This window comes from Streptomyces hazeniae (genome assembly GCF_031845485.1).
Taxonomy (GTDB): domain Bacteria; phylum Actinomycetota; class Actinomycetes; order Streptomycetales; family Streptomycetaceae; genus Streptomyces; species Streptomyces hazeniae.
In genome coordinates this window covers 77,944-103,780 of sequence record NZ_JAVREQ010000011.1, presented here as the reverse complement: position 1 = coordinate 103,780, position 25,837 = coordinate 77,944, and the positions used below count along the sequence as shown (strand labels likewise).

Below are 25,837 nucleotides of genomic sequence, written 5' to 3'. Positions count from 1 at the left end.
CACCGTGCCGTCCGTACGTCCGACCCCGGGAGGTCCCATGTCCGTCCGAAGACGACGCCACGCCCGCTGGGCGCGGGTCACCGCCGCCGCGCTGGCACTCGCCGGCGCACTCGCCGTCTCCCCGCCGGCCGGCGCCGCCGCGTCCGCCGCTCCCGGTGCGTCCGCCGCGTCCGCCGCACGCCCCGAGACCGGCCCGGCCGCCGCCGTGACCGAACGCCTCGCCGACCGCGCCCGCACCGCGCGGACCACCGCCGCCACCAAGCCCCGCGTCCAGGTCACACGGAGGTCCGGCGACTGGGCCTTCGGCACCGCCGTGCTCGCGACCGAACCCGGCTCCGCACCCCTGCCCCAGGGCTGGCTGTTCCTCGCCGAACGCGACGACGGACGGTGGACCGCGGCCCTCGAGGGCGAGCGGGCCTTCGCCGCGCTGGCTCGCCGGGCCCCGCTGGTCGAGGGCCGGGAACAGGCGCTCCTCGCCGCCCAGGACGGCAGCCGGCCCGAGGCCCGCCGGCCCGAGGCTCGCGGAGCAGCGGACCGGCGGGGGACGTTCGCCGCCGGGGGTGACTTCCGCACCGGCATGGCCCTGCCCACGACCGCCGACCGCGCCACGTACATGACCAGCGGACCACACGGCTGGTCCGGCGCCGCAGCTCCGTGGAGCTCCCTCGACTTCGCCGGCGGCGACGAGGCCGTGCGCGCCGCCCGCCAGGGCACCGCGTACACGATGTGCCGCGGCTGGATCCGCGTCGTCCACGACCGCGGCTACGCCACCGACTACTACCACCTGTGGAACCACATCGACGCCGACGGCGCCGCGGTGAACACCGGCACCTACCTCGGCGACACCGGCACGGACGTCACCTGCGGCGGCTCCGCCACCGGCCGCCACGTGCACTTCGCGCTCCGCCAGAACGGCGACTACGTCGGCGTGGCCGGCCACGCCCTGGGCAGGTGGGTGTTCTTCAACGGCGGCGGCGCCTACCAGGGCCACGCCCTGCTCGGCAGCCGTCAGGTCGGTCCCGGAGGTGCCCTCCACCACCACGGCGCCCTCGGCTTCACGCAGGGCGTCATCGACACCTTCGGCGGCACCCACCTCAACAAGCGCACCGGCCCGGGCACCGGCCACGGGTTGGCCGGAACCGTCGCCGACGGCGCCACGGTGGACATCGCCTGCTCGGCCGACGGCACGTCGCACACCGGCCGTTACGGCACGACGAGCCTGTGGAACCGCCTCTCGGACGGCACCTGGGTGAGCGACGCCTACCTGTGGACCGGTGTGAGCGGCCCCGTCAACGGCTGGTGCTAGGCGGCCCGTCCGGACGGTCTCCCCGGGGCGGGGGCGTGATGCGATGCCCGATGCGGCGGCGCGGACGCGTCCGGCGCGGCCGGGGGACCGGCGGGCCCTGCCGCGCGCGCCGCGTCTCCTCGCCCCGGCAGAACAGGCACGCCGCGCCGCCGGTCTCCTCCGCCGTCGGGTCCACGGGGGCGCCGGGGTGCCGTGCGCATCCGGAGGCCGTCCGCGGCCGGGACAGCTCCCGCGCCGTGACGAACGCCCGGTGCACCGCCTCCGCGAGCCGCGCGAACTCCTCGTTCGGCGAGGTGGGGCCCAGGTCCAGCTGCAGTTCCCGGACCCGGCGCAATGCCTCCGTCAGCGCCTCGCGGGTGTACGGCGGCCGCGGTGCCTCGTACCGCTGACCGGGCGCCCGTCCGGTCTCCACGCCCGGCACCGAAGGGTCGCCGATGCGCCGGTTCCGGTTGCACAGCAGGCAGCGTGTCCACCCCTCGGGCGCGAGCGGATCCACCGGCCCGTCGGGATGCACGTCGCACCCCGTGCGCGAACGCGTCGGCGCCAGCTCGCGAGCGACCAGGAACAGACTCCACAACCGGTCGGCCACGTCCTCGTACTCCGCCGGTCCGGCGTCCTCGCCGAGTGCCCGCACCCGGTCGTCCACGCCCGGCACCGTCCGGTTCAGCTCACCGAGCAGGAACGGCCGGTTGGCCGGCACCCGCCGCCCGGAACGTCGTGCTTCATCCACCCGCCCACCCTACCGACGCCGCCCCACACCCCCGCCGCCTTTCTCGCACCGCCCCGGCCTCGCTGCCGCTGTCAGTGCCGCCTCCTACACTCCGGCGGCATGGTCCAGAGCAGCGCGACAGACGTCGACACCTACCTCGCCGAAGCTTCCGCCGAGCGCCGCCCGGCCCTGCACCGCCTGCGGGAGATGTGCCGCAGCGAGCTGGCCGGCCACACCGAGACGATGGCCCACGGCATGCCCTGCTACCAGCGCGAAGACACAGCCGAGTTCGCCTTCGCCAACCAGAAGCGGTACCTCTCCCTCTACGTGCGGGAGGACGTCACCGCCGCCTTCGCCGACCGCCTCGCCGCCCACGACATGGGCAAGGTCTGCCTCCGCTTCCGCAGCCCCGACCACATCGACTGGTCCCTCGTCCGCGACCTCCTCCGCGCCACGGCCGCCACCCGCGGCCCTGTCTGCTGACCCGGTTTCTCACGCCCGTGGGGGAACAGGCCTGTGCGGCCTACGGCTTGCGGGCCAGGCCGCCGTAGGCGTCGACGGTGGCCGGGGGCTCCGGCTCGGGGTCCGGGCGCCATGCGGTGACGGGGACGACGCCGGGCTCGACGAGGTCGAGGCCCTCGAAGAAGCCGGCGATCTGCTCCGGGGTGCGGACGTAGTAGGGGACGGCGCCACTGCGGTTGTACTCCTCCTGCGCGGTGAGCATCGCCTCGCTGGTGGCGGTGCCGTCGTAGTAGAGGAGGTAGCTGCCCGAGGGCAGGCCGTCGAGGAGGCGGCGCACCATGGCGCGGGCCTCGTCGTAGTCGGCGACGTGGCCGATGATGCCCATGAGGATGAGGGCGACCGGCTGCTCCATGTCGAGGACCTCGGCGGCCTCGGCCAGGATCGTGTCCGCGTCGCCGAGGTCCGCGTCGACGTAGGCGGTCGCACCCTCCGGGGTGCTGGTGAGGAGCGCCTGGGCGTGCACCAGGACGAGGGGGTCGTTGTCGACGTAGACGACGCGCGCGTCCGGGGCGACGCTCTGGGCGACCTCGTGGGTGTTGTCGACGGTGGGCAGGCCGGTGCCCACGTCGAGGAACTGGCGTACCCCCGCGTCCGCGGCGAGGTGGCGGACGGCGCGGGCCAGCATGTGGCGGCTGGTGCGGGCGACCAGTGCCAGCCCGGGCCAGGTACGGGAGATGTGGTCGCCGATCTGGCGGTCGGGCTCGTAGTTGTCCTTGCCGCCCAGCAGGTAGTTCCACACCCGCGCCGAGTGCGGGACGGTGTTGTCGATCTTGTCGGCGATCGTGTCGCCGCGCGTTCCGTCCCGGCCGTCGTCAGCCATCCCTCGAACCCCTCCGCCTCTCAACTGCTGTGACCGCGACCAGACTTGCACACCGGAAGCCCGATGTGACCGTCTTTGCGCCGCTCGCTCACCGCCTGGGGAGGAAGCGGGAGAGCACGACGTCGAGTTGGGCCGCCCAATGCTCCAGCTCCCACGCGTTGCGGGTGCTCACCCGGCACACCGTCTGCGCGCCGTTCGTGAGGTGGAGGACGAGGGTGAGGACGTGGCTGGAGCCCTGGGGGTCGCGCCGGTGCTGGGCGAACCGGATGTGCTGCCAGGCGAGGTGGGTGCTCCGGCCGTGCGCGGTGAACGAGACGCCGTGGGCGTCGGCGACGATGTCGTTCTTGCGGTCCATGGCGAGGAACTCCGGCTCGCCGGCCTCCCCGCCGGGCATCCCCGGCGCGCCCGGATGCGGCTGCGCAGGGTGGCCGGGCTGTCCGGGATGTCCCGGCTGTCCGGGAGGGGGCATCGGCGCCGCCGGGCCGAAGCCGCCCGGGCCCGGCTGCGGCATCTGCGCCGGGTGCCCCGGGTGACCGGCCTGGGCGGGCGGCGGCGCGTACGCGCCGGGGCCCGGAGCCGGGGCGGCAGGCGGCATCGGCGGCGGGGCGGGCGCCTGCGCGGGTACTGGAGGGGCACCGGCGGGCTGCTGGGCGGCGGGCGGCGCGACCGGCGCGGGTTCCCCCATCTGCGTCTCCGTCTGCGCCTGCGTCGGTGGAGCGAGAGCCGCGATCAGCGCCTCCGGGGCAGGGCGGCGAGCCGGGTCGTCGTCCAGGCACGCCTGGACCGTTGCGCCCAGCGCCGCCGGCACCCGCGACGGGTCACCGCCGCAGGCCGCGAGCAGCAGGCCGCCGAGCGCCCGCACGTCGTCCGCGGCCGCCCCGGCGTCGTCGCCGGGGGCCGGCCGCAGCCCGAAGTCGCGTACGCGCGGGCCGTCGTCGGCCATCAGAACGTCGGTGGCCTTGAGACCGCCGTGCGCGAGGCCGCGCGCGTGCACCGACCGGAGGGCGTCCGCGACGCCGGTGCCCAGGCGGCGCACCTCGTCCTCCCCGAGGGCGCCCCGGGAGGCGAGGAGTTCGGCCAGCGACGGACCGGGCACGTACGGGGTGGCGAACCACGGGGTGCCGGCGTCCGTGTCCGCATCCAGCACCGGCACGGTGTGGAACCCGCCGACACCCCGTACCGCCTCGACGGCCGCGCGCAGCCGGTCGTCGGTCGCCTCGTCCCGCGCCGCCCCGGGGTGCAGCACCTTGACGGCGACCGCCCTCCCCGCGGCGGTCCGCGCGAGGTGGACGGTGCCCAGAGCACCCCGTCCGAGTTCGCGCTCCAGGACATACGTTCCGATCTGCTGCACGCTGTTCACCCTCCGGGACGGTCGGTCCGACGATGATCCCAGGTCGCCCGAACGGCCCGGCACGGTGGTGCGGTCCCGCGCGCACGATCGGCCCGTACCGGTTGCCGCTCCCGGCGCGGGCCAGCAGGCTGGGCCCGGAAGCCGGCGCCACCGGGCGGACGGCTGCCGCCGAACGGAGGTCAGGCGTGGGGCACGACGGCACGGGCGCGGAGGCGGCTGCGGGAGCCGACGGGGCCGACGCGGAGGCGGTGCGCCGGTTCACCGGCCTGCGCGCGCTCTTCGTCAACGCCACCCTCAAACGGTCGCCCGAGGTCAGCAACACCGGAGGGCTGATCGACCTCAGCGCGGGCATCATGCGCCGCTACGGCGTCGAGGTGGACACGATCCGCGCCGTGGACCACGACATCGCGACCGGCGTCTGGCCGGACATGACCGAGCACGGCTGGGCGGCCGACGCCTGGCCGGACCTGTTCCCCCGGGTGCTGGCGGCCGACATCCTGGTGCTGTGCGGACCCATCTGGCTGGGCGACAACAGCTCGGTCATGAAGCGCGTCGTCGAGCGGCTGTACGGCTGCTCCAGCCTCCTCAACGACGCCGGACAGTACGCCTACTACGGCCGCGCCGGCGGATGCCTGATCACCGGTAACGAGGACGGCGTCAAGCACTGCGCGATGAACGTGCTCTACAGCCTCCAGCACCTGGGCTACACGATCCCGCCGCAGGCCGACGCCGGCTGGATCGGCGAAGCCGGGCCCGGGCCCTCCTACCTCGACCCCGAATCCGGGGGACCGGCGAACGACTTCACCAACCGCAACACCACGTTCATGACGTTCAACCTGCTGCACACGGCGGCCATGCTGCGCGCCGCGGGCGGCGTCCCGGCCTACGGCAACCGCCGTACCGAGTGGGACGCGGGCTGCCGCCCCGGCTTCGAGAACCCCGAACACCGCTGAGGCCGCTCCCGCCCGCGCCGACCACGGGTGTGCCGTCAGGCCGCCTGGCCCGCGGGGCGGGTCTCGCTGGGGCGGACGACGACGAAGCCCTCGCCCTCCAGCTTGAGCTGGACCGCTTCGCCCGACCCGCCGCGGATCATCGAGCCGATGCTCTGCGAGCGGTGCAGGGAGGTGTGCAGCGCCGCGCTCCAGCCCACCACCGCGTCGGTGTCGACGAAGACCGGCGCCTGCGGCGACACCGGGATGACGATCGGGTCGCCGTCGCACACCACGCCGAGCCGGCCCTGGCCGGTGAAGAGGCAATTGAAGAGGCCACCGCCCGCCATGCCCGCGCCCTTGACCATCTTGATCTCGTAGCTCAGCGAGGCGTCGAAGCAGAGCACGTTCCGTCCGTTGACGGTGAGCGCGTCGCCGTGGGCGAAGTCGACGATGAAGCAGTTCGCGCCCTGGTGCGCGAACCACGCCTCGCCCTGCCCGCGCACGGCCATCAGCGCCAGGCCCTCGCCGGTGACCGAGCGTTTGATGAAGTTGCCGACCCCCTGACTCTGCTTCTCGAACTGGAGGTTCCCGCGGAAGGCGATCATCGCGCCCTGCCGGGCGAGACACTCGCCGTTGACCGCGTACTTGAGGGACTTGGAGTTCTGCCGGGTCATCCCGGGCGCGGTCGCCGGCTGCGCCATGTTCTCGGAGGCGAAGAGCTCACTCTGCATGTCCGGATCCTCCCCCGGAATCCCTGCTTCCGCCAAGGTGTTCCGCGCTTCCCACCGCGGTGCGGGCGGCGGCGACGGTGGCGGCCAGCCGGGCGTGGTGCGCGCCCGGCCAGTAGAGGCGGTCGCAGTCCCGGCACCGGGTGAACGCGTCGTAGGTCCGGCGCGTGCCCGCCTCGAGGCGGTGCGCTACCTCCGCCTTCGGCACCGGGACGAGGGAGCCGTTGCACGACGGGCAGCGGCTCCACGGGTGCAGCGGCGGCGCGAACCGGGTCAGCACGTCCCTGAGCTGGTCGTCCGGACCGTCCCCCCGGACGTACGCGCCGAGCCGGAGCGCGTGCCGGCGCAGCAGGCCCCGGTCCCGGGTGAGCAGGACGCGCTGCTCGGCGTTGGCGCGTTCCAGCAGCGTGTCGTCGTCGCTGTCGTTGCGGTACGCCGTGTCGACGCCGACCAGCCGCAAGCGGCGGGCCAGAGCGCCGAGATGGACGTCCAGCAGGAAGCGCGGCGGCCCGGGGGTCCCCGGCGGCAGCGGCTGCGGGCGCCGCACGGCGTGCACGTCCAGCGCGTCGCCGGCGCGGGGCACGTACGCCCGCGGGACGGTGCGCACCTGCGAGCGCACGCCACCGGAGCCCGGGCCGTGGCCGGGCTCCACGGCCTCGGTGAACTCCCCGACCTCGGTGAGCGGCACCCCCAGCGCTTCGACGACGTGGCCCAGGGACGACCTGCCGTCGTGCACGCGCCGCACGTCACCGCCCCGGTACGGGGCGGGCAGCAGGAACCGCAGCTCCGCCGCGAACCGGAGCCGTATCCGGCGGGGCGCGTCCGGCGGCCGGTCCGTCACCGCGCTCCGCGCGGGGTGGGCCGGACCTCGAAGTCCGGCAGGCCCTCGGGCTCGGCCTCCGAGACCCGCACGTCCGACACCCGCGCCGCCGGCGGGCCCTGCCGCGCCCACGCGACGAGCCGTTCCACTGCGTCCGCGTCGCCCTCGAAGTGCGCCTCGACCGTGCGGTCCGGCAGGTTGCGCACCCAGCCGCGCACCCCGTGCTCGACCGCCGCCGCCCGGCAGTCGTTGCGGTAGTAGACGCCCTGGACCTTCCCGGAGACGATCACGCGCTTGCTGGCCATGGCGGCCTCCCCGTCCTTCCGCTGCCGGTCTCCCCGCCATCGTAGGCGCGGGCGGGGGCCCCGCACGGCCCGTCGCGGCCGGGGCCCGGGGCACCGCCCGGGCCGCCGTCACCGGGTGCCCGGTGCGCAGGGCGGACCTACAGTTCAAGAGTGACCACCGGTCGCCCCGCGGCGCGAAGACGGCCCCCGGCACCACCCCGAAAGGGGCGGCTGCGGCGGCTCGGGGAATGGTGCGCCCGGCACTTCGTCGTCGTGCTCCTCGGATGGCTCGCGGCCGTCGGCGGGCTGCACGCCGCGCAGAGCGCCTTCGGTGGGTCGTACGCCGACGACTTCACCCTCTCCGACTCCCAGTCCCAGCAGGGCCTCGACGTCCTCCGCGCACACCAGCCCGACCGCGGCGGCCAGAGTTCTCTCGTCGTGCTGCACGACGGGCAGCAGCTCTCCGGGCACCAGCAGCAGGTCGCCACCGTCGTGAAGAACCTCGGCGGGCTGCCGCACGTGCTCTCCGCGCAGAACCCCCTCACCGCGCCGAAGCCCCAGGCCGACGGCACACCGTCCGCCCCGCTCAGCCCGGTCTCGCCCGACGGCAGGACCGCCTACGTCACGGTCACCTTCGACGAGAACCCGGCCTCGCTCGGCGACGGCTACCTCGACGGCGTCGACGACGCCGTCGAGCCGCTGCGCCAGGCGGGCGTGCAGGTCGAGTACGGCGGCTCGCTCGGCGAACTGGCCCGGCCCGAGGCGGCCGACCTGGCCAGCGAGTCCATCGGCTACGGCGTCGCGGTGGTGGTGCTGCTCGTCGGGTTCGGCAGCGTCCTGGCCGCAGCCGTCCCGCTGGTCGCCGCCCTCGCCGCGGTCCTGGTCGGGCTCAGCGTGCTGGGACTGATCGCGGTCACGACCACGTTCGCCCAGGTCTCGCCCACGCTTGCCACGATGATCGGCCTGGGCGTGGGCATCGACTACGCGCTCTTCCTCCTCACCCGGCACCGGCAGGACCTGATGGACGGCGCCGACCCGGTCGCCGCCGCCGGTCGCGCCACGCACACCAGCGGCCGGGCCGTGCTGGTCTCCGGCACCACCGTGATCGTCGCCCTGGCCGGCCTCAACGCCTCCGGGGTGGGCTTCATCGGCAAACTCGGGGCGGCCGCGGCGGTCACCGTCGTCACCGCCGTGCTCGGCGCGCTCACCCTGGTGCCGGCGCTGCTCGGACTCGCCGGCCGTTCCCTCGACCGCTTCCACGTGCGCACCCCGGTGGCCGAGGCAGGCGCGGACGCATCCGGCGGTTTCTGGCACCGGTACGCACTCCGCGTCGGGCGGCGTCCGTGGCGGTACCTGGCCGCCGGCCTCGTGGTCCTGGCGGTGCTCACCGTGCCGCTCTTCTCGCTGCGCCTCGGCCACATCGACGACGGCGCCGACCCCACCTCCTACACGGACCGGCGGGCGTACGACCTGGTCACCGACGCCTTCGGGGCCGGCGTCAACGGCCCGCTGACGGTGGTCGTCGACCAGAGCGGGGTCTCCGGCGGCAACCGTTCGGGTCTGGACAACAGAGTCTCCTCCGCTCTCAAGGGCCTGCCGGGCGCTGCCGCCGTCAGCACCCTGCAGCCCACCCAGGACGGCGACGTGCTCACCGCCACCGTCATCCCCGCCGAACGGCCGCAGAGCGCCGGCACCACCGACCTGGTGCACCGCCTCACCGGCACCGTCCTGCCGCAGGCCGTCGCCGGCACCGACGCACAGGGGTACGTCACGGGCACCACCGCGGGCCAGACCGACTTCCGCGACATCGTCGCCGAACGGCTGCCGCTGATCATCGCCGTCGTCGTCGGTCTCGCGCTGCTGATCATCCTCACCGTCTTCCGCGGCGTCCTGGTCGCGGTCAAGGCGGCGGTGCTCAACCTGGTGTCCATCGGTGCGTCGTACGGCGTCGTGGTCGCGGTCTTCCAGTGGGGCTGGGGCGGGCCCGCGCTCGGGGTGTCCGGCACCGTCCCGGTGGAAAGCTACGTCCCGATGATGATGTTCGCCATCGTCTTCGGGCTCAGCATGGACTACGAGATCTTCCTGCTCTCCCGCGTCCACGAGGCGTGGCTGCGCACCGGCGACAGCAGAGCGAGCGTCGCGCACGCGTTGGAGATCACCGCCCGGGTCATCACCTGCGCCGCGCTGATCATGGTCAGCGTCTTCGCCGCGTTCGTGCTCAGCAGCAACATCGTGGTGAAGATGCTCGGCCTCGGGCTCGCCGTGAGCGTCCTGGTCGACGCGACGCTGGTACGGCTGCTGCTGGTGCCGGCGGTACTCAACCTGCTGGGCAGCCGGGTCTGGTGGGCGCCGCGATGGCTGGACCGCGTGCTGCCGCACGTCCACGCCGAACCGCAGCCCGTTCCCGACGGCGCCGCGACCGACGACGGCGGCGCGGCGCCGGGCGACGCATCGGGCGACGGCTCGCGGGGCGGCGCCGACGCCCCTGCGGCACGGAAGTCCGGCCCCCGGAACCGGACGGGAAGTGACCCGCCGGTAGCGTGACGGAGGGCGCCCTGCCGGGCGTCTGCCCCGCACCTCCAGGAGTCCGCATGGCGAAGCCCACCGAGGCCGGCGGCCCGGCGCCGCAGTTCAGCCTGCCCGGCGGCGTGCTGAGCGGCGAAGGGCCCGAAGCGGCCTTCGTACGCGCCGACTACACCGTCGACGGGGCACCGGGACGTCCGCTGGTGCTGGCCTTCTACCCCGGCGACGACACCGCCGTGTGCACCAAACAGCTGTGCTCCTACTCCTCCGGACTGGAGCGCTTCGAGGAACTCGACGCGACCGTCTGGGGGATCAGCCCGCAAGGCGTCGACAGCCACGAGCGGTTCGCCCGCAAGCACGACCTGCGGATGCCCCTGCTCGCCGACACCGACGGCACCGTCGCCCGCGCGTACGGCGTGGCCGCGCCCGGCATCGGGCTGCGCCGGTCGGTGTTTCTGGTCGCCCCGGACGGCACCGTCGCCTGGAAGCACGTGGCGCTGCTCGGCATGACCTACCAGGACGTGGACACCCTGACCGCCCGGCTGGCCGCGCTCCGGAAGGGTTGAGCAGCCGGCCGGGCCGCCCCGGGCGGTTCGTCGCCGGGGCGGAACCGGGCGGACGTCTCAGGCGGGGCTGCCGCTGGGCTCCCCGTCTCCGTCGGGGGTCTGCGCCCGTTCCCCGCTCTTCCCGGCCGCCTCCTCCGGCGCCGGGAGCGTGACCCGGATCTTGGACTGCTTGTGCGGCAGGTCGTCCCAGTCGTCCATCGTGTGCGCGGCCAGACCGTGCTTCTCGGCCAGCGCGATCAGGGTGGCCGGGCGGAAGTAGAAGTCCTCCCGCAGCACGTCGTGCTCCGTGCCGTCGGTGCGGTTGTAGGTGAAGTCGAAGAACCCGCCCGGCGCCAGCAGCCTGCCCACGTGGCGGAAGCAGTCCTCGATGACGTGGACCGGCGAGTGCGAGAAGACGCTGTGCGCGTGCACGACCCGGAAGCGGCCCCCGGGCAGATGCGCCAGCCGCATGTCGTCGACCAGCGTCATGTGCGGCAGCTTGTCCTGGAGGTCGTGGTCGACCACCGTCTGCTGCGCGGCGAGCAGGATGTCGGGGGAGATGTCCACACCGTAGTAGTGGCCGGTCTCCAGGTAGTCGATGAAGTGGCGTCCCGCGCGGAGGTTGCCGCAGCCGATCTCCAGCATGTGGTCACCGGGCTTCAGGCCGTGCCCGACCAGGTAGTCGAACTGCATCCTGCCCAGAGCGTTCCACCGCTCCTGCGACGGCGTGCCGACGGCGCCGAGCGGGTTCCGCGCGGTGTCGGACTTCATCACGGCGCGGTAGTAGGCGATGTGGTTTCCGCCGGACCGGCGCTGGAGCCGCCAGTCCCGCAGGTGCCGGCGGAGGTACGGCACGACGCGCTGAGGGTGGCGGGCGGCGTAGCGCAGGCGGTGGGCCAGCGAGGAGCGGTTGTGGGAGGGGACGGCGGTGGGCATTGCTACGGGGTCTCCTGCGTCTGACGGCTTGTCCGGGGGAGCCGGCGGCCGGGCGTGCCCCGGCGCGTGACGGCCGTGATGTCTGTGATTGGGCATTTTCCCCGCTCGAAGCCCGTTTGGCGATAGCGTGCCCAGGATGACCGAGCCTTTGAGTGATGCGGCGCAAGCGGTTGACGGAGGGACGCGATGAGCCAGGAGGACGCCGTCGTCGGCGGGCAGGTACGGCAGCTGGAGCCGATGCCGCGGGACTGGTCCCGTGCGCTGGCGGTGGTCGCGCACCCCGACGACCTGGAGTACGGTGCGGCCGCCGCCGTCGCCGAGTGGACCGCGGCCGGCCGTGAGGTGACGTACCTGCTGGTCACGCGCGGTGAGGCAGGCATCGACAGCATGGCGCCGGAGGAGGCCGCCCGGGTCCGCGAGCGCGAGCAGCGGGCCAGTGCCTCGGTGGTGGGGGTGCGCGAGGTGGAGTTCCTGGACCACGCCGACGGAGTGATCGAGGAGGGCCTGGCGCTGCGCCGCGACGTCGCGGCAGCGGTGCGGCGGCACCGGCCCGAGCTGGTGATCACCCTCAACCACCACGACACCTTCGGCGGCACGTGGTGGAACACGCCGGACCACCGGGCGGTGGGGCGCGCGGTGCTGGACGCGGTCGGCGACGCGGGGAACCGGTGGATCTTCCGCGAGCAGCTGGAGGAGGGCGGGCTGGAGCCCTGGGGCGGCGTGCGCTGGGTGGCCGTGGCGGCCTCCCCGCACGCGACGCACGCAGAGGAGGTCTCGGAAGGGTCGATGGAGCTGGCCGTCGCCTCGCTGGCGGAGCACCGGGCGTACCTGACCGTGCTCAGCGACGAGGAGCCGGAGGCGTACGCGCGGAGGTTCCTCGGCGAGGCGATCAGCGGTGTCGCGGGCAGCTTCGGCGGCCGGCGCGGCGTGTCGTTCCAGCTCTACCCGCGCTGAGACCGGGCCGGCGGTCGGGGCCGCCGGTGCGGCGGTCGCAAGCCGGTCAGGCCCCGGACGCCGGGGTGCGCGTACGGCGCAGGGCGACGGCCAGGGCCGTCGCGCCCACGGGGAGCAGCAGGGCCGCGGCGAGCGCGGTGAGCCATCCGTAGCCGGCCTGGGCCACCACCAGGCCGGACAGCGCACCGCCCGCGCCGGCGGCGGCGTTGCTCGTCAGGTCGGAGAGGCCCTGCACGGCGGCCCGTGCGCCCTGCGGTACGGCGTCGGTGAGCAGCGCGGAGCCGGAGACCAGGCCCGCCGACCAGCCCAGGCCCAGCACGAAGAGTCCGGCGGCGGACTGCAGGTGGTCCGCCCCGGCCGTGCCCGCCAGCGCCGCCGCGCAGGCCAGCAGGCCGACCGACAGCCCGATGACCGCGACCCGGCCGAGCCGGTCGGCCAGCCAGCCCATGAGCGGTGAGAAGGCGTACATGCCGGCGATGTGGATGCTGATGACCAGGCCGATCAGCTCGATGCCGGCGCCGTGGTGACCGAGGTCCACCGGCGTCATCACCATGATCGACACCATGACGGTGTGCACGCCGGCGATGGTCACCAGCGCCAGCCGTGCCCGTGCGGAGGCGGCGACGGCGGCGAGACCCGCCCGCAGCGACCTCTCGTCCGCGCGCCGTCCGCCGGAGGAGCCACCCTCCCCCTGCGCGGCGGCCGAGGAGGCGAGGTCGCGGGCGGTGAGCAGCGGGTCGGGCCGGAGCAGCAGGTGCACGGTCAGCGCGGAGACCAGGAATATCGCGGAACCCCAGAGGAAGGGCCCGGCCGCGACCGGTATGCCCGTGCCGAGGGCGGCGACGCTCTCCCCGGCGGGGCCCGCGATGTTCGGCCCGAGCACCGCGCCGATCGTGGTCGCCCAGACGACGGTGGAGATCGCCCGCGCCCGGTGGTGGGGCTCGGCGAGGTCGGCCGCGGCGAACCGGGCCTGGAGGTTGGCCGACGACCCTGCACCGAACGCCGCCATGCCGCAGAGCATCAGGGGGAAGCTGTCCGCGGTGGCGCCCAGGACGACCGTCGCGCCTCCGACGGCGGCGATGAGGTAGGCCAGGGTGAGGCCGGGCCGCCGGCCCTTCGCCGCCATCAGGGAGGCGAGGGGAAGCGACAGCAGCGCGGTGCCGATCACGGACGCGGTGGAGGCCAGTCCTGCCAGGCCCTCGGAGCCGCTCACCTCCTCCGCCAGCACGGCGGCCAGCGCGATGCCGGTCGCCACGCCCAGTCCGCCCAGGATCTGGCTGGCGACCAGCACCGCCGTGGTGCGCCGCCGCACCGCCCGCAACGCGCCCGCGTCCGGGGCCTTCGGTGCGGCGGGCGCGGAGGAGGGCGCGGGGAAGGCGTCAGCAGCGTCCGAGGGTTCGCGGATGTCGGTCACAGCGGAAGTCTGCCAGCGCGCCACCCGCGGCGCAGGGGGTCGTCCGGCACCGGTCGGGTGGGTCCGGGTGCCGAGTGCTGCCGGTCACAGAATTCCTGGTGCGTCAGGTCACAGAATTCAGGTAAGCCACGTCACAGAATTCCCGTGCCGCACGTCACAAGAAGCACCGGCGGAGCCTTTCCGCGGGTGAGGTGAGGCACAGGAGAACGGCCCCTACGAAGCGGCATAGGAATGCCCGGGACGAAGGTCCCGGACTCCCGGCCCGCCCCCGGCCGGGCCTCTCGCCTCGTCGCCGTGGCAGGCCACGGGCCGCTCCTGCTGGGGGATGTGCGCAGGTGGCGTGCCGGGAGTCCCTCGCGGGGCCGTTCCCGGAGACCGCGAGCACCTCCACCTCATGCCCCTTTTGTCCTTTTCGGGTACGGCGCCCGTTAGTAGCCGGTCTTCTTTGGAAATGCCGGATTGGCGGGTTACCAAGGTGGGGCCTGGTCCGCAGAGCCAGGAAACCCCCCACCGAATTCCGGAGGAAGTACCCCATGCGCCTGCACACCACGATTACCGACGCCCTCGGCCGCATCCCGCGCACCCGTAACGCCGTCATCGCCGGCGGGGTCGGCGCGTCCCTGGCCCTGGGTTCCGGCGTGGCGCTCGCAGCCGGCGACGACATGTTCGCGACGGACACCCCTGCCAAGGCCGCACACGCCACCCAGCAGCAGGCCGACGCCGCGCAGAAGAAGGACCGCAAGGCCGACACGGGCGGCCAGGGCGAGAAGGCCGGGAAGGGCGAGAAGGCCGGGAAGAAGGCCGGCGCCGCCCAGGACGGCAAGGACGAGAAGAAGGACGGGCCGGGCAAGCAGGCCCAGGCGGAGAAGAAGGCCCAGTCCCGCGACGGCGGCCACCAGCACAAGGCCGGTGGCGGCAAGGACGGGAAGGCCAAGAAGGCGAAGAAGGCGAGCCGTGGCCAGGGCCGCGCGCAGGCACCGTCCTGGTCCCTCCCGGTGGAGAAGCCGTACACCAAGACCGCCGGCTTCGCCGACAGCGGCAACCGCTGGTCCGCCACGCACTCCGGCCAGGACTTCGCCGTGCCCACCGGCACCGGGGTGAAGGCCGTGCACGGCGGTACCGTCGTCACCACCGGCTGGGGCGGCTCCTACGGCAACCGCATCGTGATCGAGCACCCGAACGGCAAGTACAGCCAGTACGCCCACCTCTCGAAGATCGGCGTCGGCACGGGCGAGCAGGTGAACACCGGCGAGCAGATCGGCCAGTCCGGCAGCACCGGCAACTCCTCCGGTCCGCACCTGCACTTCGAGATCCGCACCACCCCGGTCTACGGCTCCGGCTTCGACCCGGTCGGCTTCCTGAAGAGCCACGGCCTGAACCCGTGACGCTCGGCTGAAGGCCCTCGTTCCGAGGGGGCTCCGGGCGGACCGTCCGGAGCCGGCAGAACCGGGAAGACCGGGAAGAACAGATCAGAAGAGCGGCTGCGGGAGCAGGCCCTCCAGCGCGAGGAGCTCCCGCTTCGTCTCCCTCCCGCCGCCGAACCCGCCGAGCCCGCCGCCGCTCTCCACCACGCGGTGGCAGGGCACCACCACGGGCAGCGGATTCGCCCCCATCGCGACGCCGACGGCGCGGGCGGCACCGGGCTCGCCGACCCGGTCGGCCAGGTCCTGGTATCCCGCCGTCGTCCCGTACGGCACGCCCGCTGCCAGGGCGCGCAGCACCCGCAGGTGGAAGCCGCCGGTCAGCGACCAGTCCAGCGGGACGGTGAAGACGCGCAGGTCGCCCGCGAAGTAGGCGGCCAGCTCCCGCTCGGCGCACGCCAGATGCCCGGCCCACGGACCGGTGCCCGGCGCGCCGCGCCCGCCGTGGGGCTCCCGCCCGGTGCGGGCATGCAGGCGGTCCAGCGCACGCCGTGTCACCCCCGGGGTGGCGTGGAAGACCACCTGCACCAGCCCGTCCGCGGTGGCGGCCAGCAGCAGCGGACCCACCGGGGACTCGAACAGGCTCCAGCCCCACTCCGCCGCCCTGCCGGGCCCGTTCTCGTCCGCCTCGTCCGCTCCGTTCACCACGCAGTCAGCGTACGGCGGCCCACCGACATCGCGCCGCCGCGGCGGCTCCCCCTCCCCGGGCGGCCGGGGAGAGGGAGAGCCCCGGGGTCAGCGGCCCACCGCGTCCCGCACGACGTCGGGGGCGTTGGAGATGATCCCGTCGACCCCCGCCTCGGCCACCCGGCGGGCGGTCGCGGCGTCGTCCACGGTCCAGGTGAACACCTCCAGCGGCCTGCCGTGCGCGCCTTCCAGGGCCTGCACCTCGGACACGTAGTCCGCGGTCACGGTGGAGTGGTTCGGGTTGATCTGGTCGGTGAACGCCGCGTAGCCGGGCAGGTCGGCGGCCGCCGGAGTGCCGAGGAAGCCGGTGGTCACCTCGGGGGCCAGCTCGTGCACCGTCCGCACCGTCCCCGCCTCGAAGCTCTGGATCACCAGCCGGCGCGCCACGTGCTGCCGGTCCAGCCAGCCCTCGTTCGCCAGCTCCTTGAGGGTCTGGCTCTCCACGCCCGGGTAGAGCGTCGGCTTCTTGAGCTCCAGCAGCAGCCTCTGCCCGTTCGCCTCGACCCGTCGCAGGTACTGCTCCAGCGTCGGGATCCGCTCGCCCGCGAACTCCTCGCCGAACCAGCTTCCGGCGTCCAGCCGCGCCACCTCCGCCGCGGTGAAGTCGGCCACCCGCCACGGCGCGCGGTCGGGGAAGACCTCCTCCACGTCCGTGGTGCGGGCCAGGCTCTCGTCGTGCAGGACGACCAGTTCGCCGTCGCGGGTGCGCTGGACGTCGTTCTCCACCCAGGCGAAGCCCAGGTCGTGCGCCGCGTCCACGGCGGCCAGGGTGTTCTCCGGGGCGTACGCCGAGGCGCCGCGGTGGGCGACGACGACCGGCGCCCGGCCGGGCCCCGGTTTCGCCGCCGCCTTCGCGGCGGGGAGGGCGGCCGCCACCCCGGCGGCCGAGGCCGCGGGGGTGGCGGAGAGGAAGAGGGTGGACAGGCCCAGCAGCGCACCGGCTGCCACGGTGAGAGGGCGCATCGCCATGGAGACTCCTCGCGTCCGTCCGTGAGCACACGGTGATCCGCGTGCTCCTGCCAGAGAGAGGTTCCCGGTTGCGTCGTACACACAACAGGCGAACGGGTGTCCGAGGGCTGAACCCCGTGCGTCGGGGCGCATGTCGGTGCCGGGCCGTACGGTGGGTGTCATGCGGCCCGTGACCAAGATCGAACGCAAGGTGGCGCCCTTCGAGGTCGTCAGCCCGTACCAGCCCAGCGGCGACCAGCCCACCGCCATCGAGGACCTGGCCCGCCGTGTCCGGGGTGGCGAGAAGGACGTCGTGCTGCTCGGCGCCACCGGCACCGGCAAGTCAGCGACGACCGCGTGGATGATCGAGAAGCTCCAGCGCCCGACGCTGGTCATGGCGCCGAACAAGACCCTCGCCGCCCAGCTGGCCAACGAGTTCCGCGAGCTGCTGCCGCACAACGCCGTCGAGTACTTCGTCTCGTACTACGACTACTACCAGCCCGAGGCGTACGTCCCGCAGACGGACACCTACATCGAGAAGGACTCGTCCATCAACGAGGAGGTCGAGCGCCTGCGGCACAGCGCGACGAACTCCCTCCTCACCCGCAGCGACGTCGTCGTGGTCGCCTCCGTCTCCTGCATCTACGGCCTGGGCACGCCGCAGGAGTACGTCGACCGGATGGTGCCGCTCAAGGTCGGCGAGGAGATCGACCGCGACGCGCTGCTGCGCCGCTTCGTCGACATCCAGTACAGCCGCAACGACGCCGCGTTCACCCGCGGCACCTTCCGGGTCCGGGGCGACACGATCGAGATCTTCCCGGTCTACGAGGAGCTCGCCGTGCGCATCGAGATGTTCGGCGACGAGATCGAGGCGCTGTCCACGCTGCACCCGCTGACCGGCGAGGTCATCACCGACGACAGCGAGCTGTACGTCTTCCCCGCCTCGCACTACGTCGCCGGTCCGGAGCGGATGGAGAAGGCCATCGGCGGCATCGAGGCCGAGCTGGCCGAGCAGCTCGCCTCCCTGGAGCAGCAGGGCAAGCTGCTGGAGGCGCAGCGGCTGCGGATGCGCACCACCTACGACATCGAGATGATGCGGCAGATCGGCACCTGCTCCGGCATCGAGAACTACTCGCGACACATCGACGGCCGTGACCCCGGCTCCGCGCCGCACACCCTGATCGACTTCTTCCCCGACGACTTCGTGCTGGTCATCGACGAGTCGCACGTCACGGTGCCGCAGATCGGCGCGATGTACGAGGGGGACGCCGCGCGCAAGCGCACCCTGGTCGACCACGGGTTCCGGCTGCCGTCGGCGATCGACAACCGCCCGCTGAAGTGGGAGGAGTTCCTGGAGCGCATCGACCAGACGGTGTACCTCTCGGCCACCCCGGGCGCGTACGAGCTGTCGCGCGGCGACGGCGTGGTCGAGCAGATCATCCGCCCCACCGGCCTGGTCGACCCGGAGGTCGTGGTCAAGCCGACCGAAGGCCAGATCGACGACCTGGTGCACGAGATCCGGACCCGCACCGAGGCCGACGAGAGGGTGCTCGTCACCACCCTCACCAAGAAGATGGCCGAGGACCTGACCGACTACTTCCTGGAGCTCGGCATCCAGGTCCGCTACCTGCACAGCGACGTCGACACGCTGCGCCGGGTGGAGTTGCTGCGGGAGCTGCGGGCCGGCGAGTTCGACGTGCTGGTCGGCATCAACCTGCTGCGTGAGGGGCTGGACCTGCCGGAGGTGTCGCTGGTCGCGATCCTGGACGCGGACAAGGAGGGCTTCCTGCGCTCCGGCACCTCTCTGATCCAGACCATCGGCCGCGCGGCGCGCAACGTCTCCGGTCAAGTGCACATGTACGCCGACAAGGTCACCCCCGCGATGGCCAGGGCCATCGACGAGACCAATCGCCGGCGTGCCAAGCAGATCGCCTTCAACGAGGCCAACGGCATCGACCCGCAGCCGCTGCGCAAGAAGATCGGCGACATCGTGGCGGACATCGCCCGCGAGGGAGTCGACACCGAGGAGCTCCTCGGCACCGGGTACCGGCAGAGTGCGGTGGAGAAGGGCCGTGGACAGAAGGCCCCGGTGCCCGACCTCGGCCACGGGAGGGCCGCCCGGGGCGGCGGGAAGGCCGACGGAGAGGTCCTCACCGACCGCCCGGCGGGGGATCTGGCCGACCTCATCGAGGACATGACGCAGCGCATGCGCGCCGCGGCCGCGGAGCTCCAGTTCGAGGTGGCCGCACGGCTGCGCGACGAGGTCGGCGAACTCAAGAAGGAGCTGCGGCAGATGCGCGAGGCCGGCCTCAAGTAGGCTGCCGTCCCCAGGGCCGGACAGGCGCTGGAGTGCCGGTGACGGCGGAGGGCACGTCGAGAGGGGACACACGGTGACGGTCAACCTGTCCAAGGGGCAGGCGGTCAGCCTGCGGAAGTCCGACGGCGGCAGCCTCTCGGCCGTGCGCATGGGTCTGGGCTGGCAGGCGGCACCCCGTCGTGGGCTGTTCGGCCGCCGGACCAAGGCCATCGACCTGGACGCCTCCGCGGTGCTCTTCGCCGGCAAGCAGCCGGTGGACGTGGTCTTCTTCAAGCACCTCGTCAGCGACGACGGATCCGTCCGGCACAGCGGGGACAACCTGGTCGGCGGCGCCGGTCGAGGCGGCGACGACGAGACAGTGATGGTCGACCTCCAGCACGTCCCGGCACACATCGACCAGATCGTCTTCACCGTGAACTCCTTCACCGGCCAGACCTTCACCGAGGTGGAGAACGCCTTCTGCCGCCTGCTCGACGCGGCGAACGGGGAGGAGCTCGCCCGGTACACGCTGACCGGCGGCGGGGCGTACACCGCGCAGATCATGGCAAAGGTGCAGCGTGAGGGCAGCGGCTGGCAGATGACCGCCATCGGTGAGCCCGCCGAGGGCCGCACGTTCCAGGACCTGATGCCGGCGATCGTGCCGCACCTCTGACGCCGGGCCGTCCGGCCCTGCCGGCTCCTCCCGCCCTTCCGCCACCCGATCGGGTAAAGCTCCTCTTTGCCTTTTCTTGGTATTGCTTTACCCTGGACCGTGCGGAGGGGAGTATTCCCACGTCGCGGTGACCCCGTCAGTACGGGCCGGTCGGACCGGCCCCGGGGCGCCGGTCCGGCGGCGCGTACCGGAACAGGCCACGCGCGGCGCGGGCGGAAGAGACCTCCGGCAGCGCATCAGCCGGAGGTGTACGTCACGTGGATGTGTCCTTTGCCGTATGGGCGGCGACCGTCATCGGTCTCTGTGCCCTGATCGCCGTCGACTTCTTCGTCGGCCGCAAACCGCACGAGGTCTCCCTCAGGGAGGCGGGCATCTGGACGATCGTCTGGATCGTCCTGGCCGTCATCTTCGGTATCGGTCTCTTCGTCTTCGGGGGCGGGCAGCCCGCCGGCGAGTTCTTCGCGGGCTACATCACCGAGAAGTCGCTCAGCGTCGACAACCTCTTCGTCTTCGTCCTGATCATGGCGAAGTTCGCGGTGCCCAGCATCTACCAGCAGCGGGTGCTGATGATCGGCGTCCTCATCGCCCTGGTGCTGCGCGCCGGCTTCATCGCCGCGGGCGCGGCGATCGTCTCCACGTTCTCCTGGGTCTTCTTCATCTTCGGCGCCTTCCTGATCTGGACGGCCTGGAAGCTCATCCAGGAGGCGCGCGTCGAGAACGAGGAGGAGGCGTACGAGGAGAACCGCATGCTCAAGATGATCGAGCGGCGCTTCCCCTCGACCGACCAGTACCACGGCACCAAGCTGTTCATCCGGGAGAACGGCAAGCGGCTGATGACGCCGATGCTGATCGTGATGCTCGCGATCGGCACCACCGACGTCCTCTTCGCACTGGACTCCATCCCCGCGATCTTCGGCCTCACCCAGGACCCGTTCATCGTGTTCACGGCGAACGCCTTCGCCCTGATGGGCCTGCGCCAGCTGTACTTCCTGATCGGCGGCCTCCTCAAGAAGCTCGTCCACCTGTCCTACGGGCTGTCCATCATCCTCGGCTTCATCGGCGTCAAGCTGGTGCTGCACGCCCTGCACGAGGCGGGAGTGCACGTCCCGGAGATCAGCATCCCGGTCTCCCTCGGGGTCATCTGCGCCGTGCTGGTCGTCACCACGGTCACCAGCCTCTACGCCTCGAAGAAGCAGGACCGGAAGCAGCGCGAGGAGCAGACCGCCCCGGTGGGGACCCCGGACGCGCGCGACGACCGGGGCCCCCTCTCCAAGGACGACGACTGACGCCTGCGCGTCAGCCGATCACCACCGTCCGCTCCGCCCGGGCGCCGTTCACCTCCACCGCGAGGGAGACGGTGCCCGGGCGCAGCGCCGTCAGCACCCCCGTCGCCGGGTCGAAGGCGGCGTCGCAGCGCCGCTTCGGCCGCCCGTCGCCCAGGCACAGGTTCCGCGAGCCGGACCAGTCCGCGCTGACCGGCCACGCCACCGGCACCTCGCCCGCCCCGGCTCCCTCGCCCTGCCGCACGGTCGCCCCCGCGGCGTCGGTCGCGCCGTCCGGCAGGGCGTCCGGCGCCTGGAGCGTCAGGCCGTCCACGTGGGCACGGGTCTGCACCGCGAACGCCTCCCGGCCGGAGTGCACCGTGTCGTCCCGTTCCACGCCGACCAGGGACCAGCCGGTGAATCCGCCCTCACCGGGAGGCGCGGCCGGGTTCTTCCCCGCGTTGCCGTTGACCAGATACGACACGCCGTTTACCCGTGAGGCGTGGAAGACGCCCACGTGCGAGCCGACGAACAGCACGTCCTTGCCGCTCCGGGCGTGGAAGGCGCTGAGCAGCTTCTCCAGCAGATCCGCCTCCAGCCGGTCCGTGAGACGGCTCGCCCGCTGCGGCGTCGGATCGCGCGGCGGCACGTGCTGGACGACCGCCACCGACCGTACGCGCCGGTCGCGAGCCGCCGCGTCCAGGTGCCCGCGCAGCGCGGCGAACTGTTCCAGACCGCCGAGCGAGAGCGAGGAGGTGTCCAGGGTGACGAAGCGGGTCCCCTCGTGGTCGAACGTGCGGCGGGCCGGGCCGAACTCCGCGACGAAGGCGTCGATGCTCCCGCCCATCACCTCGTGGTTGCCCGGCACGTAGTACCAGGGCACGGCGTCGCCGAGCTCGTCCTCCAGGACCTGCCGGGCGAACGCCAGGTCCTCGGGCGACCCCTCGTCCACCAGGTCGCCGTTGACGACGACGAAGTCCGGGTCCGCCGCGCGGATCTCCCGCAGCGTCCGCCGCGCCTTGGCCACCAGCTCGCTGTCCGGCTCGCGGGCGACGAACTGGGCGTCCGACATCACCGCGAACCGCCAGTCGCGGCCGGCCACGTCCCGCGCGGTGGTGATCAGGCGGTCCCGCACGGCCGGCTGCGCGGGCAGCTCCACGTCCGGCGGGGTCCTCGCCACCAGCTCGTCCAGCACGATGCTGCTGCTGTACTGCGCGTCCGGACGCGTCTCGGCGACGTAGAAGCGCCGTACCTTCAGGGGGTAGGCCACCCCCTCCGGCACGGTGAAGGTCACCTGCCGCCAGCCCTCCCAGGTGACGTGCGGACCGCGCAGCACCTGGGAGGTGCCGTTCGCGTCGACCAGGTGCAGCGACGGCCACGCCCCACGGCCGTCGCCCTCGACCCACAGGGTGAACGCCTGCGGCTGCCCCGGCACTTCGAGGTACTGCGGCGGGTTGACGTACGCCGCGCGGGTCGCCGTGGACTGTCCGAAGTCGTAGTCCAGCCGGAGCGCCTGCCCGTCGCGACCGGACGGTTCGGGGGCGACCGAGCCTTCCGCGCGGGCGGCGGAGAACGTCCAGTCGCCGGCGTCGTCGAAGGCGGCGACGCGCTGGTCGCGCAGGCCGACCGTCACGGCGAGTACGGTGCTGTGCCCGGCCACGGTGGCCTTCACGGTTCCCGACGCGCCCTCCTCGCCGCTGCGGGAAAGCACCGTGAAGCCGCCGGTGGTCGCGTCCGGGGCGATGGCGAACAGCGCCCGGTCGTACTCCAGCTCCACATCGGCCGGGTCGACGGGCGCGCTGGTGCCGTCCGCGTCGAATCCCAGCACCCCGAAGGTGCCCTCGTCCTGCGGCGTCGCCAGGCCCACCCGGTCCCGGGTCGGCGTCACGCGACGCAGCTCTCCGAGGACCCGGAGCTCGACGGAGCCGTCTGCGCGTCCGCGCCGGGCGGTCACCTCGGTGCTGCCGGTGCGGCGGGCGAGGAACGTGCCGTCGTCGTCGACCCGGCCCACGCTGCGCCGGTGCACCCGCCAGTCGGGGTCGCCCTCGGCCGGACCGTAGGTCTCGTCGTAGCCGGCGGCCGTCAACTGCCGGGTGAGGCCGGGGAAGACGCGCTCCGGGTGGCCGCCGGGGACGGGGTCCGCGGTGGGAGCGAGGGCGGGGTCGGCGGCGGTCTCCACCCGGAAGCCGCGCAGGTCGCCGCTGCCGTCGGGCGCGGTGAGGGCCAGACCGTTGGGCACCTCGCGCTGCTCCCCGTCGGAGGGGGCGTTCTCCAGCTGAGGCGTGTCCGAGCCCGGCTCGCGGGCCAGCAGCGTGGACGAACCGCCGCCGTCCAGGTTGAGCGCGTTGTAGGCGCCCAACTCGTCCATCATCCGGGCCAGCTCGGTGAGGGTGACGCCGCCGGACGCGGCCTGCCGCCCGTCGACGGTGAGTACGTGCAGCGTGGAGCCGTCACGGGAGAAGCCCACCGCGGTGCGCGGCGCGGTCGTGTTGTTCGGCCGGCCCTCCCAGTCCTGCGGCTCGCCGTCGAGCACCAGGATGCCGCGTCCGCCGACCGCCGTCCGCGGCAGCGGCCCGCCGTCGCCCGTGCGCAGGTCGTACTCCCAGGACACCGGATCGCCGGCCTTCAGCCCGGCCAGCACCTCGGCGCCCGCGTCGCGGCCCAGCAGCGCGGTGGTGTCCGGCGGGACGGCCCCGTCGCCGGGCTTCTCCGAGACGCTCACGACGCGGCCGTCGCGGACCGCCACCTCGGCTGTCTCGGCCGCGCCCTCCACCGTCGCCGTCCGGTCGGCGTCGCCCCACTGGGCGTTGTAGGCGCCGATGCCGTTCTGCGGAACGTCGGCCGCGTTGTAGGCGGCGAGCGGCTCTTCGCCGTCCGGGAGGGTCAACGTGCCCTCGAAATACAGGTCGAGGACGCGGCCGGCGCTGCCCGGTCCGAAGCCGACCGCCTGGGTGGCACCGGGCTCGGGGGACTGGGTGATGTCGCCGTTCCGGACGCCCGGGCCCAGCGGAGCGCCGGTGGCGTTGATGTCGAAGAAGTCCGCGTTGATCGCGGCGACCGTGCGGCGTCCCTCGCCGGGGTCGTGCGCGGCGACGTGCTCGCCGAGCGTGCGGCGCTCCGAGACCGCGCCCGAGAGGTGGTCGACGCGCGTGCCCTCCTCGAGGTCGACGCTGAGCGCGTCGGCCCGCAGCCACTTGTCGGGGGCGAGCCGGTCGAAGGAGGTGAGGGTGGCGCCGGGCGCCACCGGGCGGCTGGTGCTGTCGATCTCCCAGCCCGGCCCCGGCGTGCCGGGTGCCGGAACGGGCGAGGCCGGGGCGTGCGCCGGGACCGGAGCGCCGGGAGCGGCACCGGCCGGAGCCGTGAGCCCGGTGGCCAGCGCGGACGCGGCGGCCACCGGGACGAGTATCCAACGGACGGGGAACCGTCTGCGCGGGCGAGCTTCTTTCACAAAACCCCCTCGGTACAGGTGAGTTCAGCGCACAAGGCGTGCACACAGCCGCACACAGTGGCAAGGGAGGGCGGGTCGCACCAGAGGGCCGTCGGCGAATTCGGCACGAACTATTGGGCCGACCTCTGGCGGTGCCGAAAGCCTTGCTGACTCGCTGGTCAACAGGCTGTAATGCGCGGGAGCGAAACGATGTGAACGTCACCGGCGCCGAAGTGAACGAACGGACGTCGAGGAGCCGGCGCCGCGCTGCCGGCCCGCGCGAGAACGAGAGCGACACCGTGAGCATGCACTCCGAACTGGACCAGCTTCTGAAGACCGGGCCGTTCCACGTCGCGCTGCGCGCCGCCATCCAGGCGCGCGGTCTCGCGCTGCACCGCATCCAGCACCGGCTCGCGGAGCGCGGCATACAGGTCGGGGTGACCAGCCTCAGCTACTGGCAGCAGGGCAACCGGCGCCCGGCCCGGCCCGAGTCGATGCGTGCGGTCACCGCGCTGGAGCAGGTGCTGGATCTGCCGCGGGACGCGCTCACCCGGCTGCTGCGCGAGACCGCCTCGGCGGAACGGCCCGCCGCACGACCGTACCGGTCGCTGGTCGACGCCGCGGACGCGCTCCAGCAGCTGCTCGCGGAACTGCGCTGGCCCGCCGACGGCGGCGTGCACACCGTGCTGCACGTCGAACGCGTGCGGATCGGGGCACGCCGCGAACTCGCCTCCCGGCACTCGGAACAGGTGGTGCGCGCGCACCGGGACGGCATCGACCGGTACGTGGCCATCCACTACGGCGACGCCGGCTGCGACGTGTCCGGCGTCCGCCTGCGAGCGGGGGAGAACTGCCGGCCCGGCAGTGTGCGACGGCACGGGCCGACGGGGCTGGTCGCCGCGGAGCTCCTCTTCGACACGCGGCTGCGGGTGGGCGACACCCACATGTTCAGCTACACCTTCGAGGACGGCACGGCCGGGCCGTGCGGCGAGTACGTGCGCGGCTTCAGCTTCGGCGGAGGGCAGTACGTGCTCCAGGCCGGGTTCGACGCGGACGCGCTGCCGGTGGGCTGCCGGAGTTTCGCGCGGACCGCGCCGGGCGCACGGCCGACGCAGGTGCGCGAACTCGACCTGTCCGCGCCGCACCGCGCGGTGCACCTGGCGCACCAGGACGTGAAACCCGGACTCCTCGGCATCAGCTGGGACTGGGCCTGACCGAAGGGGGACGCCCGGCCCGAAGCGGCGCCGGTACGCGGACGTGGGGCGGGCCCGGCGACGGA

Annotated in this window: 22 protein-coding genes; 11 read left to right on the top strand and 11 right to left on the bottom strand. The window is 73.4% G+C overall.

Annotated elements, in window-relative coordinates:
- Nucleotides 1-37: 37 nt before the first annotated feature.
- Complete coding sequence (locus RM572_RS14260; protein ID WP_311673696.1) at nt 38-1,306, top strand: peptidoglycan DD-metalloendopeptidase family protein; 1,269 nt, start codon at nt 38-40, stop codon at nt 1,304-1,306.
- Here the strand turns inward: RM572_RS14260 and RM572_RS14255 are convergent.
- Nucleotides 1,290-2,036 carry a hypothetical protein gene (locus tag RM572_RS14255; RefSeq protein ID WP_311673695.1) on the bottom strand — a complete coding sequence of 249 codons (747 nt, stop codon included), beginning with the start codon at nt 2,034-2,036 and terminating at the stop codon, nt 1,290-1,292. The two genes, RM572_RS14260 and RM572_RS14255, sit on opposite strands and share 17 nt — an antisense overlap.
- 99 nt (nt 2,037-2,135) lie before the next feature.
- Between RM572_RS14255 and RM572_RS14250 the strand changes: the two genes are divergently transcribed.
- Nucleotides 2,136-2,498, top strand: coding sequence for an iron chaperone (locus tag RM572_RS14250; RefSeq protein ID WP_311673694.1), 363 nt, complete (start codon nt 2,136-2,138; stop codon nt 2,496-2,498).
- 40 nt (nt 2,499-2,538) lie between these two features.
- Here RM572_RS14250 and RM572_RS14245 read toward each other — a convergent pair whose 3' ends face one another.
- Entirely contained in the window at nt 2,539-3,357 is an 819-nt protein-coding gene (locus tag RM572_RS14245; RefSeq protein ID WP_311673693.1) for an SAM-dependent methyltransferase, read from the bottom strand.
- Between the two features lie 88 nt (nt 3,358-3,445).
- Nucleotides 3,446-4,708: a protein kinase domain-containing protein gene (locus tag RM572_RS14240; RefSeq protein ID WP_311673692.1), complete on the bottom strand. Its 1,263-nt coding sequence runs from the start codon at nt 4,706-4,708 to the stop codon at nt 3,446-3,448.
- Nucleotides 4,709-4,956: 248 nt separating this feature from the next.
- Between RM572_RS14240 and RM572_RS14235 the strand changes: the two genes are divergently transcribed.
- Nucleotides 4,957-5,661 (top strand): flavodoxin family protein, encoded by a 705-nt coding sequence (locus tag RM572_RS14235; protein ID WP_311673764.1) that lies wholly within the window; start codon nt 4,957-4,959, stop codon nt 5,659-5,661.
- A gap of 35 nt (nt 5,662-5,696) precedes the next feature.
- Here RM572_RS14235 and RM572_RS14230 read toward each other — a convergent pair whose 3' ends face one another.
- The 3 genes from RM572_RS14230 to RM572_RS14220 are packed head-to-tail and all read right to left on the bottom strand — an operon-like array spanning nt 5,697 to nt 7,493.
- Nucleotides 5,697-6,371 carry an AIM24 family protein gene (locus tag RM572_RS14230; protein WP_027762453.1) on the bottom strand — a complete coding sequence of 225 codons (675 nt, stop codon included), beginning with the start codon at nt 6,369-6,371 and terminating at the stop codon, nt 5,697-5,699.
- A complete protein-coding gene (locus tag RM572_RS14225; protein WP_311673691.1) occupies nt 6,361-7,209 on the bottom strand; it encodes a Mut7-C RNAse domain-containing protein in 849 nt (282 codons plus the stop codon). The genes RM572_RS14230 and RM572_RS14225 overlap by 11 nt, the downstream gene beginning before the upstream one ends.
- Nucleotides 7,206-7,493 (bottom strand): acylphosphatase, encoded by a 288-nt coding sequence (locus RM572_RS14220; RefSeq protein WP_311673690.1) that lies wholly within the window; start codon nt 7,491-7,493, stop codon nt 7,206-7,208. The genes RM572_RS14225 and RM572_RS14220 overlap by 4 nt, the downstream gene beginning before the upstream one ends.
- Before the next feature lie 150 nt (nt 7,494-7,643).
- On the opposite strand from RM572_RS14220, the gene RM572_RS14215 reads away from it, so the two are divergent.
- Together RM572_RS14215 and RM572_RS14210 are read left to right on the top strand one after the other, a co-directional pair.
- Nucleotides 7,644-10,016 carry an MMPL family transporter gene (locus RM572_RS14215; protein WP_311673689.1) on the top strand — a complete coding sequence of 791 codons (2,373 nt, stop codon included), beginning with the start codon at nt 7,644-7,646 and terminating at the stop codon, nt 10,014-10,016.
- 47 nt (nt 10,017-10,063) lie between these two features.
- Nucleotides 10,064-10,561 (top strand): peroxiredoxin, encoded by a 498-nt coding sequence (locus tag RM572_RS14210; RefSeq protein ID WP_311673687.1) that lies wholly within the window; start codon nt 10,064-10,066, stop codon nt 10,559-10,561.
- A 57-nt stretch (nt 10,562-10,618) separates the two neighbouring features.
- Here the strand turns inward: RM572_RS14210 and RM572_RS14205 are convergent, their stop codons facing one another.
- A complete protein-coding gene (locus tag RM572_RS14205; RefSeq protein ID WP_311673686.1) occupies nt 10,619-11,476 on the bottom strand; it encodes a class I SAM-dependent DNA methyltransferase in 858 nt (285 codons plus the stop codon).
- A 186-nt stretch (nt 11,477-11,662) separates the two neighbouring features.
- Between RM572_RS14205 and RM572_RS14200 the strand changes: the two genes are divergently transcribed.
- Nucleotides 11,663-12,430: a PIG-L deacetylase family protein gene (locus tag RM572_RS14200; protein WP_311673685.1), complete on the top strand. Its 768-nt coding sequence runs from the start codon at nt 11,663-11,665 to the stop codon at nt 12,428-12,430.
- A 46-nt stretch (nt 12,431-12,476) separates the two neighbouring features.
- Here the strand turns inward: RM572_RS14200 and RM572_RS14195 are convergent, their stop codons facing one another.
- Nucleotides 12,477-13,835, bottom strand: coding sequence for an MFS transporter (locus tag RM572_RS14195; protein WP_394813608.1), 1,359 nt, complete (start codon nt 13,833-13,835; stop codon nt 12,477-12,479).
- A 542-nt stretch (nt 13,836-14,377) separates the two neighbouring features.
- Between RM572_RS14195 and RM572_RS14190 the strand changes: the two genes are divergently transcribed.
- On the top strand, nt 14,378-15,229 hold the full coding sequence (locus RM572_RS14190; RefSeq protein WP_311673684.1) for a M23 family metallopeptidase: 852 nt from the start codon (nt 14,378-14,380) through the stop codon (nt 15,227-15,229).
- 84 nt (nt 15,230-15,313) lie between these two features.
- Here RM572_RS14190 and RM572_RS14185 read toward each other — a convergent pair whose 3' ends face one another.
- Together RM572_RS14185 and RM572_RS14180 are read right to left on the bottom strand one after the other, a co-directional pair.
- Nucleotides 15,314-15,913, bottom strand: coding sequence for a methylated-DNA--[protein]-cysteine S-methyltransferase (locus tag RM572_RS14185; RefSeq protein ID WP_394813606.1), 600 nt, complete (start codon nt 15,911-15,913; stop codon nt 15,314-15,316).
- Between the two features lie 87 nt (nt 15,914-16,000).
- A complete protein-coding gene (locus RM572_RS14180) occupies nt 16,001-16,921 on the bottom strand; it encodes a glycerophosphodiester phosphodiesterase (RefSeq protein WP_311673683.1) in 921 nt (306 codons plus the stop codon).
- Nucleotides 16,922-17,081: 160 nt separating this feature from the next.
- On the opposite strand from RM572_RS14180, the gene uvrB reads away from it, so the two are divergent.
- From uvrB to RM572_RS14165, 3 genes are all read left to right on the top strand, one after another.
- A complete protein-coding gene (uvrB, locus tag RM572_RS14175) occupies nt 17,082-19,217 on the top strand; it encodes an excinuclease ABC subunit UvrB (protein ID WP_311673682.1) in 2,136 nt (711 codons plus the stop codon).
- 73 nt (nt 19,218-19,290) lie between these two features.
- Complete coding sequence (locus RM572_RS14170) at nt 19,291-19,869, top strand: TerD family protein (protein ID WP_311673681.1); 579 nt, start codon at nt 19,291-19,293, stop codon at nt 19,867-19,869.
- 257 nt (nt 19,870-20,126) lie between these two features.
- Entirely contained in the window at nt 20,127-21,155 is a 1,029-nt protein-coding gene (locus RM572_RS14165; RefSeq protein ID WP_311673680.1) for a TerC family protein, read from the top strand.
- Nucleotides 21,156-21,165: 10 nt separating this feature from the next.
- Here RM572_RS14165 and RM572_RS14160 read toward each other — a convergent pair whose 3' ends face one another.
- Nucleotides 21,166-24,525 carry a phosphodiester glycosidase family protein gene (locus RM572_RS14160; RefSeq protein WP_311673679.1) on the bottom strand — a complete coding sequence of 1,120 codons (3,360 nt, stop codon included), beginning with the start codon at nt 24,523-24,525 and terminating at the stop codon, nt 21,166-21,168.
- A gap of 338 nt (nt 24,526-24,863) precedes the next feature.
- On the opposite strand from RM572_RS14160, the gene RM572_RS14155 reads away from it, so the two are divergent.
- Entirely contained in the window at nt 24,864-25,772 is a 909-nt protein-coding gene (locus RM572_RS14155; RefSeq protein WP_311673761.1) for a hypothetical protein, read from the top strand.
- Nucleotides 25,773-25,837 lie beyond the last annotated feature (65 nt).

Excerpts from the sequence above, each read along its gene's own strand:
- RM572_RS14260 (WP_311673696.1), top strand. The coding sequence starts at position 38 with ATGTCCGTCCGAAGACGACGCCACGCCCGCTGGGCGCGGGTCACCGCC.
- RM572_RS14250 (WP_311673694.1), top strand. The coding sequence starts at position 2,136 with ATGGTCCAGAGCAGCGCGACAGACGTCGACACCTACCTCGCCGAAGCT.
- RM572_RS14245 (WP_311673693.1), bottom strand. The coding sequence starts at position 3,357 with ATGGCTGACGACGGCCGGGACGGAACGCGCGGCGACACGATCGCCGAC.
- RM572_RS14230 (WP_027762453.1), bottom strand. The coding sequence starts at position 6,371 with ATGCAGAGTGAGCTCTTCGCCTCCGAGAACATGGCGCAGCCGGCGACC.
- RM572_RS14220 (WP_311673690.1), bottom strand. The coding sequence starts at position 7,493 with ATGGCCAGCAAGCGCGTGATCGTCTCCGGGAAGGTCCAGGGCGTCTAC.
- RM572_RS14210 (WP_311673687.1), top strand. The coding sequence starts at position 10,064 with ATGGCGAAGCCCACCGAGGCCGGCGGCCCGGCGCCGCAGTTCAGCCTG.
- RM572_RS14205 (WP_311673686.1), bottom strand. The coding sequence starts at position 11,476 with ATGCCCACCGCCGTCCCCTCCCACAACCGCTCCTCGCTGGCCCACCGC.
- RM572_RS14200 (WP_311673685.1), top strand. The coding sequence starts at position 11,663 with ATGAGCCAGGAGGACGCCGTCGTCGGCGGGCAGGTACGGCAGCTGGAG.
- RM572_RS14190 (WP_311673684.1), top strand. The coding sequence starts at position 14,378 with ATGCGCCTGCACACCACGATTACCGACGCCCTCGGCCGCATCCCGCGC.
- RM572_RS14180 (WP_311673683.1), bottom strand. The coding sequence starts at position 16,921 with ATGGCGATGCGCCCTCTCACCGTGGCAGCCGGTGCGCTGCTGGGCCTG.
- uvrB (WP_311673682.1), top strand. The coding sequence starts at position 17,082 with ATGCGGCCCGTGACCAAGATCGAACGCAAGGTGGCGCCCTTCGAGGTC.
- RM572_RS14155 (WP_311673761.1), top strand. The coding sequence starts at position 24,864 with ATGCACTCCGAACTGGACCAGCTTCTGAAGACCGGGCCGTTCCACGTC.